This is a genomic window from Mangrovivirga cuniculi, from assembly GCF_005166025.1.
Classification (GTDB): domain Bacteria; phylum Bacteroidota; class Bacteroidia; order Cytophagales; family Cyclobacteriaceae; genus Mangrovivirga; species Mangrovivirga cuniculi.
Genome location: NZ_CP028923.1, coordinates 4,172,994 through 4,189,571, shown reverse-complemented (window position 1 = coordinate 4,189,571; position 16,578 = coordinate 4,172,994). Strand labels below are relative to the sequence as shown.

Here is a 16,578-nt window from a genome sequence, read left to right as displayed (position 1 = left end):
ATATTATATCTTTTTATAAGCATCACGAAAAAACTTCAAATTTCTTTCGTGTTTAGATAACTTTTTTTCTGTGGGGAATTTAGCTTCTTTTAAAGCTTTAACAAGTATCTGATGCCCTTTTTCAAATTCTTCCTGATTTTTAAAAGTAGCTTTCCACTGGTTGATTTTTTGATTATCTATTGAATAAACTGTAAGACCGATACTGTAAAACCTGAAAGGGCATTGATAGTATTTAGAGCTTTTGTTTATATATGTTTTATTGACAATTGCATCATCAAATACGTAGATCCAGAATTTTAACAGATTTTTCACTTTTTTTCTGGCATCAAGATCCTTCTTCCTCCATAAATTATTTTCAGGTAACCTGTATTTTGGTTCATTTGAACTTCTGGAGGCATTTACACGATCATATACCCACAAAGTTGTTTCATCATGAGTTAAATTCTGAAACGAATAACTCCCATTACTTTTATGTAATTTGAGATCTATCGGACTTGAATAGAAACTATTATTCTCGATGTTAAGTCGAACAACTGATTCATCCACTTTACTCCATTTGCCTTCAAAGTAATAAGGATCGATATAGTAACTGAAAGATTTGTTTTCATAAAGAGCCAGAAAGGAATTGGATGTCCTGCTAGAGAACATGTTGAAATGAGCTTCCTTCATGATCTTATCCAATGATTCATCATCCAGAGATTCTTTATCATTAAAAGTGAAATAAAATAAACTACTTGAATCTTTTTGCTGGGATTTAATTTTGTCAAGCTTTTCCTGTCTTGACATGTTATCGACAAATTCATTTAAGCCTTTGTGATCATATATAGCATGAATTTCCCATTGGCCAACAGGGTCGTTATTATTGCAACTAAAAAATAAGATAATCGAGAATGCAAAAAAAAGTCTATTGATCATCACATTGAAAAATTTATGTTCTTATAATAATTAGAATCAATTTTTATTTAATTGGAATCCAGATTTCTTCTTCTGAATCAGGGGATGTATTGCTATAATTTTCACCTAAAACTTCAAAATGAGGACGTTGGTCTAAATTAAAACCCGACTGAGGTAGCCATTCTCCATAAATGTATTGAAATATTTTTGAGTCACCAGCAAGACCTTTGTAATTGAATACTGCATACTTTCCTTCCGGAATCTCGAGTACATCAAGTTCTTTATTCCATACATTCTTACCCTCAACAAATACACCTGCCCATTTTTCAAAATCAGTTACAGGAGAAAAATTTTTAAAAAAATCCTTAGGGTATATTTGAAGTGAAATTTTATCTGATGAAACTTTATTTTTGATTTCTTTGCTCAATGGGATAAACCTGGCCCATAATTCACCTGTGCTATTATTGGCTATTGACATTTTGGTTTTTAAACCCAGGAGTGTTTTAGCTGATAAACTCTTTATTTCTGGCTTCATAGATGATAATTAGGCAGCTAATATCGTTATTTTTCAGTGGAATTAAAAAAGGGCATCCAAGGATGCCCCTTCTTAAAATTGATAATGCTAGCCTTTATCTCATTTGTTTTTCAATTTTATTTAATGATTTGAGAATGTTATCAGCGATATTTTTGTGATTACCAGAGTTTAATAAGAATTCAGAATCCTCTTTGTTTGACATATATCCCAGCTCCAAAAGAACTCCCGGTTTATTTATCTCTTTTAGTATCTTAAATCCTGCAGTTTTAATTTTACCCTTCTTATTAAACTCGTTCACTTGTTCAGATACTACTATCTCAGTCGCTTTTTTCGATAGGTTATGATATTCGTTTTTATCTGAAAAATATCCTTCTGGCCCATTTTTTTCCGGATCTAACGAATTGTTGCAATGAATACTTAAAAACATATCAGCTTTTTGATTGTTGATGAAAGTAACTCGGTCGGAGAGAGAAATATATTCATCACTATCTCGTGTCAGGATGATCTTAATATTTGTATTTTGGCTCTGATTTAGAATTTCTTTTGAAATCATAAGGTTAATATCTTTCTCCGAAGGTGAACCAGGATCTTTACCCCCATGGCCGGCATCTATTATCACAATGAATGGATCGTTATTTATATCATCCGGATTGAAAGATGTAAAGGAAAATGCGAAGAGTGTCACTATTAATCCAAGTGCTAATCTGATCCACTTTTTTCTTTTTGAATAATTGTTGGCTGTTAACATATTTAATCTGTTTTTAGTTGTTACTAAGCTAAACCCACTTGTTAATCCGGTTCCTGAATTATACATACTTCGTAAAATCTGGCTTATATAATCAGTTGGATTAATATTTTGATTGATGACATTTTTATCGGCAATAAATTCATGGTTTTCAGATATTTCATTTTTCAGAAACCAAATAATAGGGTTAAACCAAAAAAAGCATTTTATAAATTCAATCAATAGGATGTCAAGCGTATGTAATTGACGTGCATGAGTTGATTCATGCTTAATTAATATATCAGAAAGCTTTTTATTTTTTAGATACTTAAAGGGAATAATGATAGTTCGAAAAAAGCTATAGGAATATTTCTGATAGTTACTAGTATGTAAATAGTAATAATCTTTCTTTTTAATTCGTGTGGAACTATTTATACTTTTAATTATAGAGTTAATGTTTCTGAAATACCTGAATATGAATATGTTACTTATTATAATATAGGAAATGCTGATCAAATAAATAATGAGTGGAGTCTCTGGATTAATATAACTGATTGTATTTTGATCAAGGTTCTCAATTTCAATTTCACTACTAATTAGTTGAGAAATTTCAATTTTTGGAGCTGAATTATAAATGTTCCCCCAACTAAACTCCAGGAGTGGTGCTATTAAACAAACTAAAGTGCCAGCTAATAAGAAAAACCTGTTAAAAGTAAAAAGTCTGGTTTCTTTTAATATGTATTTATAAGTCAAATATGTGACCACCGTACAAAGAGTAGAATATACTAGATAATCGGCCATCTTATTTTTTCTTTTTTTTGATTTGTTTTTGAATCATTTCTTCAAGCTCTTTTAATTCCTCCATTGATAAATCAGAATTTTTAGTAAAGAAAGAGGCAAATTGAGATGAGGAATTATTAAAGAAGTCTGAAACGATGGATTTGATTTGCGTTTTGAAATAATCGTTCTTTTTAATTATCGGATAATACTCCTTATCACGGCCCATCTTTGTATATCCTATATAGTTTTTATTGACCATTCTGCTTATGAGAGTCGATATGGTAGTATAAGCAGGTCCGGGTTGGGGAAACTGATCAACAATATCTTTTAAAAAACCTTTTTCAATTTTCCACAGATATTTCATTATCTGAAGCTCTGATTTATTTAATTGTTTATTATCCACAATTATAGTTTAGTTTTTACTTTTGTAGTTTTGATACTACAATTGTAGTAATTAAAATTAAATTTTAAAAATATAATTGATTTTTAAATAAGATTTTGTTGGCAACTGACTCTATTATTTTGAATAATTTCCGTGAAAAGAAGTTTATATCAAATCCTGGAAAAAGGTATCACCAAAAATTCAGGCATAAAAAAAGGCGACAATTCTGTCGCCTTTTTTTGATTTTGTAATATGATTATTCGGCTCCTTTAAAAATAAAAAGACCGTTACTTATATCGCTAATATATTTATAACCACTTTCAGAAATTCCATAAACTCCCCAGGCTCCGTTGAAATTTTCTCCTGTTTGATTTGGGGCGGTATCATATTCGAATTCTATGGCAGGGTTTTCAGGATTAGAAATGTCATAAACTTTATATCCTGCTGTATAATGTGCGAAATATGCATAGTCTCCAACAATATGAACGTTATGTAGTATAGATGATTCGTTGCTTACTGAAGTCAGGAATACCGGATTAGTTTTATCAGAGATATCATAAACATAAAAGTCAGCTCCTGATGGGTCTGATCTGAATGATAGTTCATCACACAAAATCAGGACTGTTTGATCGGCATTTGTCCATCCACTATGATGATATACTACATCAGAATTAGTTATTGTAGAAAGAGAATCCGGATTTGCCGGATCGGTTATATCATAAATAATAGTTCCAAGTGTTCCGTGGAAATCATATAGAATATTATCTCTCACGTGAGTTTCGTGCCCTCCTTCTTTATTATCAGACCAAAGTAAAGACGGATTAGTAGGGTCAGATGCAATGTCGTAAATTTTTAATCCAGGAGCATTTGTAATTAATAACCCACTTTCTGTGGTGTATATATTGTGAGCACCTGTAAATTCATTTACAACACGTGGACTTGCCGGATCTGTTAAGTCGATAACAAAACCAGGATAGCTATTGCTTCCAAAAACCGAGTAAGCATAATTACCATAAGTTTTAATATCAAATCCTCCTACACCAGGAACAGATCCAATTAGTTTAGGGTTCTCAATATCAAATGGGTCGACAATGTGAATTCCATCACTATTTTGTTCGCCATAATATCCGACTAAAATATATTCACGATTTCTACTGGGAGAATCAAATGCCCAAATGTCTTTCAATGAATTTGAAAATTCAAGTCTGCCTGCAAGTTCGTTTGGTTGATGATCATAAATAGGTTTAACTTCCTCTTCATCCTCCGAGCAGGAAATAAAAACTAAAATAGGGATGATCAATAATAATAAATTTTTACTCATGAATGGATTATGTTATTGATTGAAAAATATAAATCTAATTAAAAAGTGAGAAAAACTGCTTTGCAAATTGTATTTATTTCAGAAATAACGTTAAAATTCAGCTTCCTTATATGTCAATCAAGGTTTTAAAAAAGTCTTTTAGATAATCTTATTAATTTTAATCTCTTTCCCTCTGAATATACCTGTTTCTCCACTTTCCTTATCTATAATTGCTTTTGCCAGGGGTGTTAAAGGAGATATAGCAAAATATTGATTTCCATTAATGATAATTTTCCCGACACTAACAGAAATGTAGTAATTGCCGGAATCAGTAATTACTAATGCTCCTGGTTCCACTTTGTCGTGTTTCTTTTTTGGATCGAGATTATCGATAACTTTAAACAATTTTTTTGCTTCAGCTAGTTGAGCTGCATATTTGTCCTTTTCAATCTGAGCCATTGCTCTTCCTGTTTCGTATTTATCTCCGGCGCTGCTTTTAGTTTCATTATTAGCCGACTCCTGGGCTTCTCTCATTCCGGCCTCACTCAAAACAATTTTGTCATTTATCTGATCCAGGCAATATTGATGAATTCTGTTTTTTATTAATGAATAATCCTTCATTGAGTAAAATTACAATATTGATAGATAATACTCTTAGTCAATTATAAACTTTAGCGAAACTATGCACCTTATATTGCAGAGATGAAATATTGCAGAGATGAACATTCTATTGACTAATTTTTTTTGAGATACTCATCAATAAGTTTCAGTGAATTTATTAAAATGACATTTCAGATAGAAAGTAAATCATTCAGGTTTAGTCTGGAATCTGTTTCCAAAGATAAATAGTCCATTTTGCATATCGCTCACATAAACTTTGCCATCATTAAATAGAGTGTAAACCCCAAATGCTCCATCGAAAAGCATGTTATCCTGAGCCTCTGGATTAGTATCGTATTCATAAATTAGTTTTGGTGAAGCCGGATTACTAATATTAAAAACTTTATATCCAGCTGTGTAATATGAAACATAAGCGTATTCTCCTTGGATCTGAATATTATGTACAGTAGATGTATTATCATTAATGGAGGTTATGTATTCAGGGCTAGTCTTGTCAGAAATATCCCATATCGTAATGTCTTGCTTCTCATTACCTTCCCTTCCAGCAAATTCATCACAAATGAACAGGAAGTTTTCATCATCGGTCACCCATCCGCTGTGATGAAAATTCATTACTGAAGCGCCTTTAATCTCGCTTAACAATTTATATTCTGAATCTGATATGCGAGAATAAATAATAGTTTTAGAAGTATGAAAATCATAAAGGTATTGATCTGTAGCCATAAGGTCATGTCCCGAATATAGGCTGTCGCCCCATATTGGAATGGGATTAGCCGGATCGCTTGAGATATCATAAATTCTAGTTCCTGAATCAGTAAGCATAAGAAGATCATCTACGATAAAAATATTATGGGATTCAGGAATTTCGTTGACTATTTGGGGGTTATTAATGTCTTTAAGGTCTATAATGTAAGAAGGAGTAAAATTATTACCTGTTGTAATATAGGCGTAATGATCATATGTTTTAATATCCAGGACCTGGGAACCCGTTGAAAAAGCTTTTTTGGTTGGATTATACGGATCAGTCACATCAATTATTACAATCCCGCCTGTTGTAATATCTATGTATCCTGCCAGAATATATTTATTATTAGTAGCAGGATCTATATATCCCCAGAGATCATATATTTTTAGCACGTCCAAATCCAGAGAAGAGATAAGTTGATTTGCTGGATATTTTCCAATATCTGCTTTTTCATCTTCCAGAATTGGTTCTGGATTTTTTCCACAGGATAGAGTAATTAATATAATTGATATCGCCAATATTATTTTTGTGCTTTTAAGCATAGCTTAATAATCGAGTATTTACTGAAGAGAATAATTTAATTTCTGTCTTATAAATGAGAAGATTCAAATAAAGTAACAGGAAATTGAATTCATTTTAATAAATAAATTGAGTTGAGTTGCAAGTAACATTCTAGCAAAATTTGTACATATGATTTTCCAAAGATCGAAATTAGGGTATTCAGATAATTAATTCAGGGAAATTAGTTGCGATAAATATATCTAAGAAGAGTAGTAGGAATTACTAAAATTGTAGTTTCGGGATAAGCTGATTTAGTTTTTGTTCAAGGTATTTAAACAGGGTCTATTTATATTGAATTGAAGCTATACCTTGTTTGGTGGCAGGTTTAATGTAGGATTGAATAAGCTTCGGGGAATTGTAACGAAGAAGAAATTCACAGGGCATTGCCCTGTGAATTGGTAATTAATATTTCTGTACTTTGATATCGACTAAAAGTCTGTCTGCATTAACTGCTTTTGTACGAATAACTCCTTTTCTGCCATCAGATAGCTTGAAAAGTACTGTGCCAGGGATTCCGCTATTTCCAAATGAATCATTTGTTTCTGTGATGGTTAAGGGATCTATTAACTCATCATCAGTCATGTTATCGAACTGCTCAACAGTGATATCTTCGTTTGTGTTTTCAAATTCTGTAACCGGTGCACCCGGGATGGCATATTTTTCAGCATCCGGTGATTCAAAAAAATACATTACGTTTTCATATGAAGTGAAAGCAATATGAATATCACTGCCGTTTTCCTCTGTAATTTCAGATTCAAGATACATTTGTTCAGTGTTAAATGAAAAGTATCTTCCGTAAGTAGGATCTTCCGGAGCAGTAGCAAATTCAAGGTCAGTGTACGTTGAAATAGCTGTGTTTCCGTTTATAGTTAAAGTTTCAGTATGCTCTTTAACTTCTCCGCCATTCATAGCTTTAAGCGTAATTGTAAATGTACCTGCTTTTTCAATTGTTAAAGTACCAGGATTTGCCATGGTGGAAGTCTCCATACCTGCTCCTTCGGAAAAAGTCCACTCATATGAGGATGCACCTGTTGATGAGTTAGTGATTGTTACACTGGCATTTGGAGCATCGCCCTCAGCTGTTACTTCGAAATTTGCATTTAATGGCTCAGCTTCTTCATCTGAGCATGAAATCAAAATTAACAAGCCTAAAATAGTTGAAAGAAAAAATGAAATTCTCATAAAAAAATATTAAGGTTTAAAAATGAAGTCGCAAGTAAATACAGGATTGTCTCAACGGCAACTTACATGTGATTTTTTTAATTGAATTCTTTTTATGATTCGTATAATCACTTATCCTCATTGGTCAAATGTATTATGTTCGAATTCAATGGGAGGCATAAATTGATTAACAGGATATTATTAGATTACAGATTCTAACCCAGGTTTTGAATAAGGTCTTGAATAATGTTTTCCTTCAAAGAATAGAACCTTATTAATGGGTAAAACTAATATTGAAACGATAGATTTTATCTTTTAAAGATAGTTCAGTTTCTTAAATAGTCGAATCACAAGACGCAAGAATAAATCAATTCTTGTTACATAAATGAGTAGATTCAAAAAATAATATAAAAAATAATTATAGGATAATTAAAGCCTGATGAAAACCAAATTATCTTCAGCTGTCCATAATGTAAGGGTATCTCCAGTTATCAGATAATTGAGTTTTTTTTCAGCTATTGAATTCAAAAATTCTTTTTCAATATCATTCAATTTACAAGCAAGGTTTGTCACAGAAAATTGTGTTGTCTTAATCGAATTATCTGAGAATTCAACATTACCTTTAAACCGGTTGCAACCAGTGAATCCAGAAATATTTCTTTCTTCAAACCTAAACTGGATGTTTGGAGGCTTAGGAGGGTTGTCGACAGATTTCTCATTAATCTTATTTAATTGCCATACACCGTTTAATGTGGCTGTACCTATATACTTGCCACAACCGGAATATGACATAACTTCGTCACTATCTTTTATATCAAGAGTGATTTTTACTGCATATTCAAATTTATTTCCAGGCATATTATCATCACAACTTCTGTCAATGACCATTATGTCTATTTGATAATTTTTATTTTCAGATCGAAAAGTTATGGCATTGATGTCCTGAGGGCGAATAGTATTTCCTACAGGAAAACTTATTGAGAGTTTATTTTCGTCATTAGTTTCGAACTTAATACTGTCTTCTAAATCTATTTTCAGATCCCAGGTAGGGTTATTTCCAGTAGCTTCAAAACCAATCAGATTTTTATCTTCAACAGAATTATTATTTTCCTGATTGTTATTATTTTTTTATCTGAACATCCGAGAAGGAATAGAAATAAGAAGCAATAGTATTTGAGATTAGAAAATGTCATTTTATAATTTAGTAATAGGGTGGAAATTTATCTTTTATTGCTGCTTCAGTTTTAAAGTAAACAACTAAGAAAATAATGAATAAATATCCCAGTGCCAGGAAGAGTCCTCCTGTTTCAGAGATATTCAGGAACAAGGATGCAATAGCTAAACAAATAGTTATCAAACCTGTATTAGTTAAAATTTTTGCTGAATATGATTGTGCAAAATCCCATCTTTCCTGAGATTTTATAGCAGATTTAGATCGGTAGCCAAATGCCCAATTGGGGTTTTTAGGAGGCCATTTTTTAAGGGTAATTCCCATAGCTATCATAACTATGCCAGAAATAAATAGAATTAAGAAATACGGTGATTGATAATTCATAATTAAATCCCTTCTCCAAAAGTTATGATGTTTTGATCGGGGTCAACTACATCAAAATCTCTCATTTTATAATCCCGGTTTCCTAAGGGGTTATGAAAATGAAGTTTTTTTTCTTTTAACTCATTGTAGAAGTTATCGATATTTGAAATAAATATATAAAGTACTGGAGAAGGGATCTCTTTCGTTTGCCCCTCTCTTAAACTGAGATGTATGTTTATATTGTCTCCAGCTGAAAGGATGGCGTAACTTACTGGATTTTCCCATGTGAATTCAATATTGAAATTAAGTTTATCCGTATAAAAAAATAAGGAAGATTCCATATTGGTAACTGGAATAATGGTTGAGCAGTGAGAGAATCTATATTTATCCATGGATTTTATTTATTAAGTTTAGAATTCAACCTACCACATTCTGGCGATGATTAAAGATAGTGTCCAGCTATCGTAAGCATCTATTCGAAAATCATAGGTAAATGGAATAGCTAGTTCCCATTTTTCATTCAGGTGAGTACTCCACTCATATCCTACCCTGAAAATTGAAAGTGTTTCTTCTGGTGCATATTCAAATCCCCCTCCAAAAACTAAACTACTGTGATTGGTGAATTTATATGTAGCCATTAACGCCGGAGCGATAGGGCGGTTTCTTTTAATTATTTCATTTTCATTATCGCTACGAAGATTAGTTTCAACTTCAAAATTTTCAACAATTATATCTACATGAATTCCTAAGCTCCATCTTTGATTGAAATGATAATCGTATATCAATGCAAATGAAGGTAGTGCAAGCCATTTGATGCCATCCATATTTCTCCCTCTTGATACATGGGTATGCCCCAGACCAATGCCTAGTTTATTGTGGTAAACATGATGTTGTAAGTTTTCTGGCTGAGCTTTTCTTTCTTCATCGTGTTGGCCGGATATTGAAAGTGAAGATGAAATGAATAATAAAATTGTAAATTTAAAATAGCTTACCATCCTAAATATAATTAAGTGAGTACATGGTTTTTTACCTGGAGCTAATACCGAATTAAGTTTTATAAACTAATAAATGGTATTTAGTTAATACGTTTCCGGATATGTTAAAAGAACCTTTTAATTAAATCCTAGCCACAATGAACCATTCTTATTAATGCTTAAAAGGGTAGATCACTTTCCAGTCATTTTTCATATCAACAATGTTCCAATCGTTAGTTTTTGCTATATCGAGTGCCTTATCAAATCTTCCAACTGAAGACTTCCGGTCATATTCCCATTCCCTTTTCCCGTCAGTATGATGTACGTATAAAATGAAACTTTCATTATTTGAGTCAGTCCATTGCATCATTTGAAGATCTCCATCAGAATTACCTGCAGAGAATACAGGTTTTTTTCCGATTACCCTGTTTATAGCAATAGGTTTTCCCTCCTTATCATTTATAAAATCAATTTCCGGTAATCTTTCTAAGACTGGTTTTTGATCGATAATTCCAAAACGAGTTTTTATAGAGCTACCTATTACCTGTTCTTTGGGAATTCCATAGGTCTCTTCTACCCAAGGTCTCATAAATTCAACACCACCTCCGGAAACTATATAGACTTTAAAGTTATTGTCATTTAAATAATCAATCAGTTCGAGCATCGGTTGAAAAATTATTTCATTAAATGGTTTATTAAACCTGGGGTGTTTACTTGCTCTGATCCATTCAGATACAATCTTTTCAAATTCTTCCGTTGTCATGCCTGAATGCGTCTTCATTATTATCTCTATAAGATCTTCATGAGTTAATGAAGATAATATTTTAGGGTTTTCACTTAGTAATTTCTGAACTAAAGTATCATTAGATAGTTCAGGCTCTTCTTTTGTTAAGGATTTTATTCTATCCAGAGCAAAAAATAATTGAAAATAAAACGGTTTTTCTGACCATAGAGTGCCATCATTATCAAAAGTGGCAATTCTGTTTTCTTCTTTTATAAAGCCTGATGAGTCTTCTTCTACTGAGTTTTTCACAAAAGAAATTATATCTTTTTTAATCTTATTATCATGCCATGATGGTAAAGGATCAGAATCTATTATTGATTCATTTTTAATATCAGAATTATCAGAGGATGTATCTGGAGAGGAACAAGAGAGACAAAATATTAAGAGGGTGATTATATTATATCTCATATGATTAGCTATCGGTCTATATAACAATTAGGGTTTCCCCAATTAAAAAAACAGTTATAATAATTTACAAACTTTTAATTATTAAAGCATAAAAAAGACAAGTACCTACTTGCCTTTTTTATGTTATTGAGAAGAGTTAAATTTTATCTAAACCACTTGATAAAAAATAATTAGGGGTTCACAGCAAATTTTCTGTTATCTTTTGATTTATATGAATATTTTATTTCGTCCAGATCACTGACCTTCTTAACAGTTAATACGAATGGAGTATCTTGTACATAAAATTTCATTGTATTACCAAAAACCGGTCTCACAAATAACTGCATTAAAACAGATTTCGTTTTCTTATCTCTGATGGCAATCGTTCTTGATTCTTTATTGTATACCCAAAAGGCATTATAAATATAGTAATCAGAAAGCCTGATATTAAAATTAGCCTGTTGCTTAGAGTCAAATTCAAATGATGATCTGCTGAATTCTGTAAGAATCAGATCCATCATTTCTTTTTGATCTTCGGTCATGTTAGGTTTAACAGGGAGCTCAGCTTTTTCAACTATCCATTTTCCGGAAATCTCTGTTCGTGTTTGGCTAAAAGAAGAAAAATATAACAAAACAGAGAAAAATGCGATCGATAAAATTTTCATATTGTGGTTTAGCAGTAATTTTTAAAAAAGAATGTAATGAATTTGAATAATGTAAAATAATTCAATTAACATCACTTCAAATATAAAGGTTAGATTATGAATTTTCAAATACAATCTTGGATTTATTTGGCTTCATAGCCAGTTTTTTCCGTTTTATCGAAAAAATTATATATAAAACTTATCTATTTTCTTACTGATGGGGTTACCTTTTTAAATAGTAATTTTTTGTTATAAAATATAATATTAACAATACTATCAACTTTTTAAATTGTTATATCAATAGTTGCTAAAATTAAATTTTGAATTATTTTAAGAATGCCAATAATTATTCTAATCAAAAAAAGCTTTGGGGTAAACCACTGTGCCTCTGATATTTGACAACGATCCTGGGGTAAGTTCTATTGCCATGCAGTTTTTAGCAGGTATGTTAAATGTTGTTTTTAAATTAAAATCACTCATTGGCTTGTAACCAAACCGGGGATAATAATCTTCATGACCGACAAGTACTATGGCCGGGTAATTGTTTTTTTCTGCTCTGGAATGAGCTTCGTTAATTAGTTTTTCTCCGATACCTTTATTTTGAAATTTAGGAAGCACACAAACGGGTGCCATAGCCAAGGCTCCTATAATTTGATCATCAGTTACGATATTGATTTTTATCAATAGAATAAATCCGATGATTTTATCTTTAACTTCAGCAACTAATGCAAGATCGGGTACATAGTTACTAGTCATTCGTAACCTTTCAACGAGGTATTCTTCATCATGATTACTTTCAGGTTCGTTTTTGAAAGCCGCAGAGATTACCTGCGATACGCATTCATAGTCATTTTGAGTTTCGGGGCGGATTTTCACTTTCATTTGTGACTGTTTTTAGCAGTAGCAAAAATACAATTCTCTTTTAAGCAGAATTGGTCTATTAAATTTAAATTATAATAAATATTTCTTATTACCTAAAACAGTATTAAAGATCGTTTTTTGAGATACTTAAATTCGATTAATTTTTAATATATAATCCAAAAGAATCCTCCCTCTAATTCCTAGTTATATTAAGAATTGATAACCGATTAAATTGTAATATGCTGGTTTTCAAAATATCTTCTGATAACTGATTTACATTCTACAAGGATCTTTGAAGTAATTAAATGTAGTTTAATATATTGAAGGATTGACGAGGGCATAAAAAACCACCATCTAATTTATGGTGGTTTTAGAGATTTTAATAACTTTCTTTTATATAGCCCCAACCTTGTTTTTGTTTATTTACTATTTCGAGTATTCCATCCGGTACCGGTTCTATTCCCGAAATCAAATCTGATTTTGATTTATTATGTCTCTTCATCGTTTGTTCACAAACTTTAAAACTCACATTTGGGTTTTTTACTAATGATTCAATATCAGATTTCACTGTGGACTTATCTTTTAAATACATGTCAAGAGCACCACTGTAAACGACAACCTGAAATTTAGCATCAGGATAGGCTTTTGACATTCCTTTAACATGCCGGATAGTTTTTTCATGCAGTTGCTTGTCTTTCCCGGTCACATCAAATACAATATTGACCGGTTCGCTTTGGGCAAATAGCAGGGTGCAAATGAACAACCCTGCTATCACTAAGATCATTTTTTTCATCTTTTAATTAGTTAGAATAAGTGGATTACCCCACACTGCTGTCTATATATGCAATATTATTTTCAGGCAGGCGGCCAAGTACCCAGACTCCTGAAGGAGCTATATGAATGTCAGGTAATTTCCCGTTTTTAAAGTCATTGTAAACCTCTTCCTGGGTCATGCCCATATCTTTAGAAATAATACCACTATAAACTTTATAAGCCATATTGCATACGCAAAACATTGCTCCTTTTTCCTGTAAGCCATCAATTCCTGCTAATCCCGGAAGAGGGAAAGCTCCTTCCTGTGGTTTTACATATGGGTTTTTGATCGCTGGTTTTCCTGTTGTCGGATCATTATAGCCAAACCTCTCTCCAAGTTTATACTTTTCGATGATTTCATCTTTAAATGAAAAGATTATTCCATGATGTCGTAATACATTAAGTACTCCAAGTTCCGGATTAGGTGTTCCGGTTTCCTCGTTAGTCATGTAATAGACATTTGACCAAATGAATCCCCACCAATTTGGTTGTGAAATATCCAGGGCTACCGGGTGCTTCTTTTTACCTAACTTTTTAAGGCCTGCATCAAGATCTCCGTAACTGTTATTTGTGTTGACCCCAAAAGTATCATTGATTTTTGCTTCGATTGGATTGGTGATCATTGACAATCCAACAGCCGTTCCTGCGGCGATATTCCCCAGGAAGTTTCTTCTCGTGTAATTCGAATAATTTTTCATGGTGGTATAGTTTAATTTTTATGATGGTTATTTTGTCTTCTTTATTTTATGATTTTGTTCATAATAGGCTATGATGGGTTGGAATGGCCCATATTTGTGCTGTAATGCAGGGAAAGTATCAGTCCACGGACCATATGGCGTAGAAACTGGTTTTAACTTTTTATCTGGGAAGTCTCTTTCTTTATGTTTTTTTTCAGGCCTTGGAAGGCTGTTTATATATGCAGCAACATCATATGCTTCCTCATCAGTAAGTATCGGGTTTTTGTAATCGACTCCAAAAGGCATATTGTATTTTATAAATTCTGCCGCGGTGATTATCCTGTGTAATCCGGCGCCATCATTAAATGAGTCATCACCTGCAAGTGGAGGGTAGACATATTTTGGGAAATCAGCTAGTGTGTCTAATGTGCCTTCGGCATTTTCACCATGGCAGACTTTGCAATGGGTTTCATATACCAGTTTTCCCATCAAGGTGTCTGCTTTCCTGTTGGGAATGACTATTTTTTTATACCCTTTATATTTTTTTCCAATTCCGGAGGCAGATCCTCACTCAACCATTGTATGTAGGAAATGATCGCTTTCATTTCATAAGTATTTTCAGGCATTTTTTTTCCATTCATACTTCTTTCGAGGCATCCGTTAATTCTTTCTTCCAGTGTACCTATCTTATTTTCTCGTCCACGAAATTGAGGAAATCGATTATAGACACCGATAAATGAACCGGAGGCGATTTTTTTACCAGCATTCAAATGACAATTATTGCAGGACAGGTTATTTCCCGCAAATGATTTGTTCTTTGCAGCTGATGGACCAATAAATCTCGAGGTGTTAGTAATTATGTCATGACCGTATTTAACCATTTGCCCCCACTTACCCTTAGGTAAGTTTAGTTCGACAGATCGAGGAGTCCATTCCTGAGGTGAGCGCGCTTCATTTAATTTAGCTTTGGGAGGGGCGAGGATGACCCATAATACTCCAATAACTAATAGAAGCGATAAGGAAAATAATAAATACGCCAGTCCCTGCAATGCCGATGATATTTTTGATCGATCTTGCATATAACGAGGTATTTAGATGGTGTTATTCCTCGTGACTTTGCTTATATTAATTTAAGTTATTATTTATATAAATAGAAATAAATAAATGGTTTTATCCAATGTGAAATTCCATAAGATAAAAGTATTTTTACTGTGAATGTTTAAAATAACAGGGGATACATCCGGTTATTGTTTGATTAGTTCATGTGCGATAGCTCCGATACCCATTTCCGGGTACATGCCCGCCAGATCATATAATCTTAAAGTATCTCCGGATATTTCGTAATGGTAGATAAGTTCATTATCCCGGTCTTTATTGCTACTTATGAATACGGCATCAAATTCAAGTTCTTCACTAAAGTTATTTAATAAAGAATAATGCTCTTTTCCATTAAATCCTTTTACCGTTCCATCAGCATTAAAGACATATTCTTTACCATTATCGTTTACGTATGTACCAGAAAATAAGGTATTGCGTAGAGCACTTTCCCTATCTCTTACTTTTCTGAAATATGCTTTATTGCCATTTGCATATTCATAAATCATACTGCCCGGTCTGTTTAGATAAATTTTTATTGCAGGGGAGTCAAGAGAAATAAATGAACTATCATCATAATTCCATCTAATAGGGCGATCTGAAGTTTGATTATTTGTGCTATTGGTTATAATCCAGGCATCACCGGAGGCAACTCCCTTTTCATCAAGTTTAAAGCCTAGCAAGGAGGATTCGTAATTTCTATTTAGGTAAATAGAAGCACTATCTTTTATTTTCTTTAGGTAATAACTACTAATCCAATTCCCGGAAAAAAGTCCAGCAATTGAATCAGAAGGCTTGGTCTTATCTATTTCGGCAATTTTTTCTTCAATAACAGAAACAGTATCAACCGTTTCGGAAGTATCATTTTCTTCGTTTTCAGAGCTGCAAGCTGCAATAACTATAAAAAATAACACGTATATATATTGTTTAAACCTCATTAGTAATGAATAAAGATTATAAAAATATCTAAATGCGCAGCAATATAATAAAAATGATATGTTAGGATCAAATTAATATTTAGCCTAAGTGCTTTTATTAATTATTTTCAATGGTAATAAATAAACATTTTATTGTATTTTAATGTTTTATATGCTTTCTATCAATCT

20 protein-coding genes are annotated in these 16,578 nt (G+C 32.3%); all 20 read right to left on the bottom strand.

Annotated features, from left to right (window positions below; all coding sequences use genetic code 11):
- Positions 1–3: 3 nt before the first annotated feature.
- Complete coding sequence (locus tag DCC35_RS18445) at positions 4–915, bottom strand: hypothetical protein (RefSeq protein ID WP_137092190.1); 912 nt, start codon at positions 913–915, stop codon at positions 4–6.
- Between the two features lie 43 nt (positions 916–958).
- Positions 959–1,429 carry a GyrI-like domain-containing protein gene (locus tag DCC35_RS18440; protein ID WP_137092189.1) on the bottom strand — a complete coding sequence of 157 codons (471 nt, stop codon included), beginning with the start codon at positions 1,427–1,429 and terminating at the stop codon, positions 959–961.
- A gap of 94 nt (positions 1,430–1,523) precedes the next feature.
- On the bottom strand, positions 1,524–2,954 hold the full coding sequence (locus DCC35_RS18435) for an N-acetylmuramoyl-L-alanine amidase (protein ID WP_137092188.1): 1,431 nt from the start codon (positions 2,952–2,954) through the stop codon (positions 1,524–1,526).
- Between the two features lies 1 nt (position 2,955).
- Positions 2,956–3,336, bottom strand: a complete 381-nt coding sequence (locus DCC35_RS18430; protein ID WP_137092187.1) for a BlaI/MecI/CopY family transcriptional regulator — start codon at positions 3,334–3,336, stop codon at positions 2,956–2,958.
- A gap of 235 nt (positions 3,337–3,571) precedes the next feature.
- The gene (locus tag DCC35_RS18425; protein WP_137092186.1) at positions 3,572–4,636 is read right to left on the bottom strand and encodes an LVIVD repeat-containing protein; all 1,065 of its coding nucleotides are present in this window, start codon (positions 4,634–4,636) and stop codon (positions 3,572–3,574) included.
- Positions 4,637–4,774: 138 nt separating this feature from the next.
- Complete coding sequence (locus DCC35_RS18420) at positions 4,775–5,236, bottom strand: 3-oxoacyl-ACP synthase (protein WP_137092185.1); 462 nt, start codon at positions 5,234–5,236, stop codon at positions 4,775–4,777.
- Between the two features lie 186 nt (positions 5,237–5,422).
- Complete coding sequence (locus DCC35_RS18415) at positions 5,423–6,523, bottom strand: LVIVD repeat-containing protein (RefSeq protein ID WP_137092184.1); 1,101 nt, start codon at positions 6,521–6,523, stop codon at positions 5,423–5,425.
- 421 nt (positions 6,524–6,944) lie between these two features.
- Entirely contained in the window at positions 6,945–7,724 is a 780-nt protein-coding gene (locus tag DCC35_RS18410; RefSeq protein WP_137092183.1) for a PKD domain-containing protein, read from the bottom strand.
- Positions 7,725–8,132: 408 nt separating this feature from the next.
- Complete coding sequence (locus tag DCC35_RS18405) at positions 8,133–8,591, bottom strand: META domain-containing protein (protein WP_137092182.1); 459 nt, start codon at positions 8,589–8,591, stop codon at positions 8,133–8,135.
- Positions 8,592–8,904: 313 nt separating this feature from the next.
- Entirely contained in the window at positions 8,905–9,258 is a 354-nt protein-coding gene (locus DCC35_RS18400; RefSeq protein WP_137092181.1) for an SdpI family protein, read from the bottom strand.
- Positions 9,259–9,260: 2 nt separating this feature from the next.
- Positions 9,261–9,629, bottom strand: coding sequence for a glyoxalase superfamily protein (locus DCC35_RS18395; protein ID WP_137092180.1), 369 nt, complete (start codon positions 9,627–9,629; stop codon positions 9,261–9,263).
- A gap of 30 nt (positions 9,630–9,659) precedes the next feature.
- A complete protein-coding gene (locus tag DCC35_RS18390) occupies positions 9,660–10,232 on the bottom strand; it encodes a hypothetical protein (protein WP_137092179.1) in 573 nt (190 codons plus the stop codon).
- Between the two features lie 151 nt (positions 10,233–10,383).
- On the bottom strand, positions 10,384–11,403 hold the full coding sequence (locus DCC35_RS18385) for an HAD family hydrolase (RefSeq protein WP_137092178.1): 1,020 nt from the start codon (positions 11,401–11,403) through the stop codon (positions 10,384–10,386).
- 170 nt (positions 11,404–11,573) lie between these two features.
- Positions 11,574–12,047: a hypothetical protein gene (locus DCC35_RS18380; protein ID WP_137092177.1), complete on the bottom strand. Its 474-nt coding sequence runs from the start codon at positions 12,045–12,047 to the stop codon at positions 11,574–11,576.
- Positions 12,048–12,377: 330 nt separating this feature from the next.
- Positions 12,378–12,908, bottom strand: a complete 531-nt coding sequence (locus tag DCC35_RS18375; RefSeq protein WP_137092176.1) for a GNAT family N-acetyltransferase — start codon at positions 12,906–12,908, stop codon at positions 12,378–12,380.
- Between the two features lie 358 nt (positions 12,909–13,266).
- Positions 13,267–13,671, bottom strand: a complete 405-nt coding sequence (locus DCC35_RS18370; RefSeq protein WP_217495887.1) for a DsrE family protein — start codon at positions 13,669–13,671, stop codon at positions 13,267–13,269.
- A gap of 34 nt (positions 13,672–13,705) precedes the next feature.
- A complete protein-coding gene (locus DCC35_RS18365; protein WP_137092174.1) occupies positions 13,706–14,398 on the bottom strand; it encodes a Tat (twin-arginine translocation) pathway signal sequence containing protein in 693 nt (230 codons plus the stop codon).
- A gap of 27 nt (positions 14,399–14,425) precedes the next feature.
- Positions 14,426–14,866, bottom strand: a complete 441-nt coding sequence (locus tag DCC35_RS18360; RefSeq protein ID WP_137092173.1) for a c-type cytochrome — start codon at positions 14,864–14,866, stop codon at positions 14,426–14,428.
- A gap of 29 nt (positions 14,867–14,895) precedes the next feature.
- On the bottom strand, positions 14,896–15,456 hold the full coding sequence (locus DCC35_RS18355; protein WP_137092172.1) for a c-type cytochrome: 561 nt from the start codon (positions 15,454–15,456) through the stop codon (positions 14,896–14,898).
- 165 nt (positions 15,457–15,621) lie between these two features.
- Positions 15,622–16,386, bottom strand: a complete 765-nt coding sequence (locus DCC35_RS18350) for a hypothetical protein (RefSeq protein ID WP_137092171.1) — start codon at positions 16,384–16,386, stop codon at positions 15,622–15,624.
- Positions 16,387–16,578: the final 192 nt, after the last annotated feature.

Excerpts from the sequence above, each read along its gene's own strand:
- DCC35_RS18445 (WP_137092190.1), bottom strand. The coding sequence starts at position 915 with ATGATCAATAGACTTTTTTTTGCATTCTCGATTATCTTATTTTTTAGT.
- DCC35_RS18440 (WP_137092189.1), bottom strand. The coding sequence starts at position 1,429 with ATGAAGCCAGAAATAAAGAGTTTATCAGCTAAAACACTCCTGGGTTTA.
- DCC35_RS18435 (WP_137092188.1), bottom strand. The coding sequence starts at position 2,954 with ATGGCCGATTATCTAGTATATTCTACTCTTTGTACGGTGGTCACATAT.
- DCC35_RS18425 (WP_137092186.1), bottom strand. The coding sequence starts at position 4,636 with ATGAGTAAAAATTTATTATTATTGATCATCCCTATTTTAGTTTTTATT.
- DCC35_RS18420 (WP_137092185.1), bottom strand. The coding sequence starts at position 5,236 with ATGAAGGATTATTCATTAATAAAAAACAGAATTCATCAATATTGCCTG.
- DCC35_RS18415 (WP_137092184.1), bottom strand. The coding sequence starts at position 6,523 with ATGCTTAAAAGCACAAAAATAATATTGGCGATATCAATTATATTAATT.
- DCC35_RS18410 (WP_137092183.1), bottom strand. The coding sequence starts at position 7,724 with ATGAGAATTTCATTTTTTCTTTCAACTATTTTAGGCTTGTTAATTTTG.
- DCC35_RS18405 (WP_137092182.1), bottom strand. The coding sequence starts at position 8,591 with ATGGTCATTGACAGAAGTTGTGATGATAATATGCCTGGAAATAAATTT.
- DCC35_RS18400 (WP_137092181.1), bottom strand. The coding sequence starts at position 9,258 with ATGAATTATCAATCACCGTATTTCTTAATTCTATTTATTTCTGGCATA.
- DCC35_RS18395 (WP_137092180.1), bottom strand. The coding sequence starts at position 9,629 with ATGGATAAATATAGATTCTCTCACTGCTCAACCATTATTCCAGTTACC.
- DCC35_RS18390 (WP_137092179.1), bottom strand. The coding sequence starts at position 10,232 with ATGGTAAGCTATTTTAAATTTACAATTTTATTATTCATTTCATCTTCA.
- DCC35_RS18385 (WP_137092178.1), bottom strand. The coding sequence starts at position 11,403 with ATGAGATATAATATAATCACCCTCTTAATATTTTGTCTCTCTTGTTCC.
- DCC35_RS18380 (WP_137092177.1), bottom strand. The coding sequence starts at position 12,047 with ATGAAAATTTTATCGATCGCATTTTTCTCTGTTTTGTTATATTTTTCT.
- DCC35_RS18375 (WP_137092176.1), bottom strand. The coding sequence starts at position 12,908 with ATGAAAGTGAAAATCCGCCCCGAAACTCAAAATGACTATGAATGCGTA.
- DCC35_RS18370 (WP_217495887.1), bottom strand. The coding sequence starts at position 13,671 with ATGATCTTAGTGATAGCAGGGTTGTTCATTTGCACCCTGCTATTTGCC.
- DCC35_RS18365 (WP_137092174.1), bottom strand. The coding sequence starts at position 14,398 with ATGAAAAATTATTCGAATTACACGAGAAGAAACTTCCTGGGGAATATC.
- DCC35_RS18360 (WP_137092173.1), bottom strand. The coding sequence starts at position 14,866 with ATGGGAAAACTGGTATATGAAACCCATTGCAAAGTCTGCCATGGTGAA.
- DCC35_RS18355 (WP_137092172.1), bottom strand. The coding sequence starts at position 15,456 with ATGCAAGATCGATCAAAAATATCATCGGCATTGCAGGGACTGGCGTAT.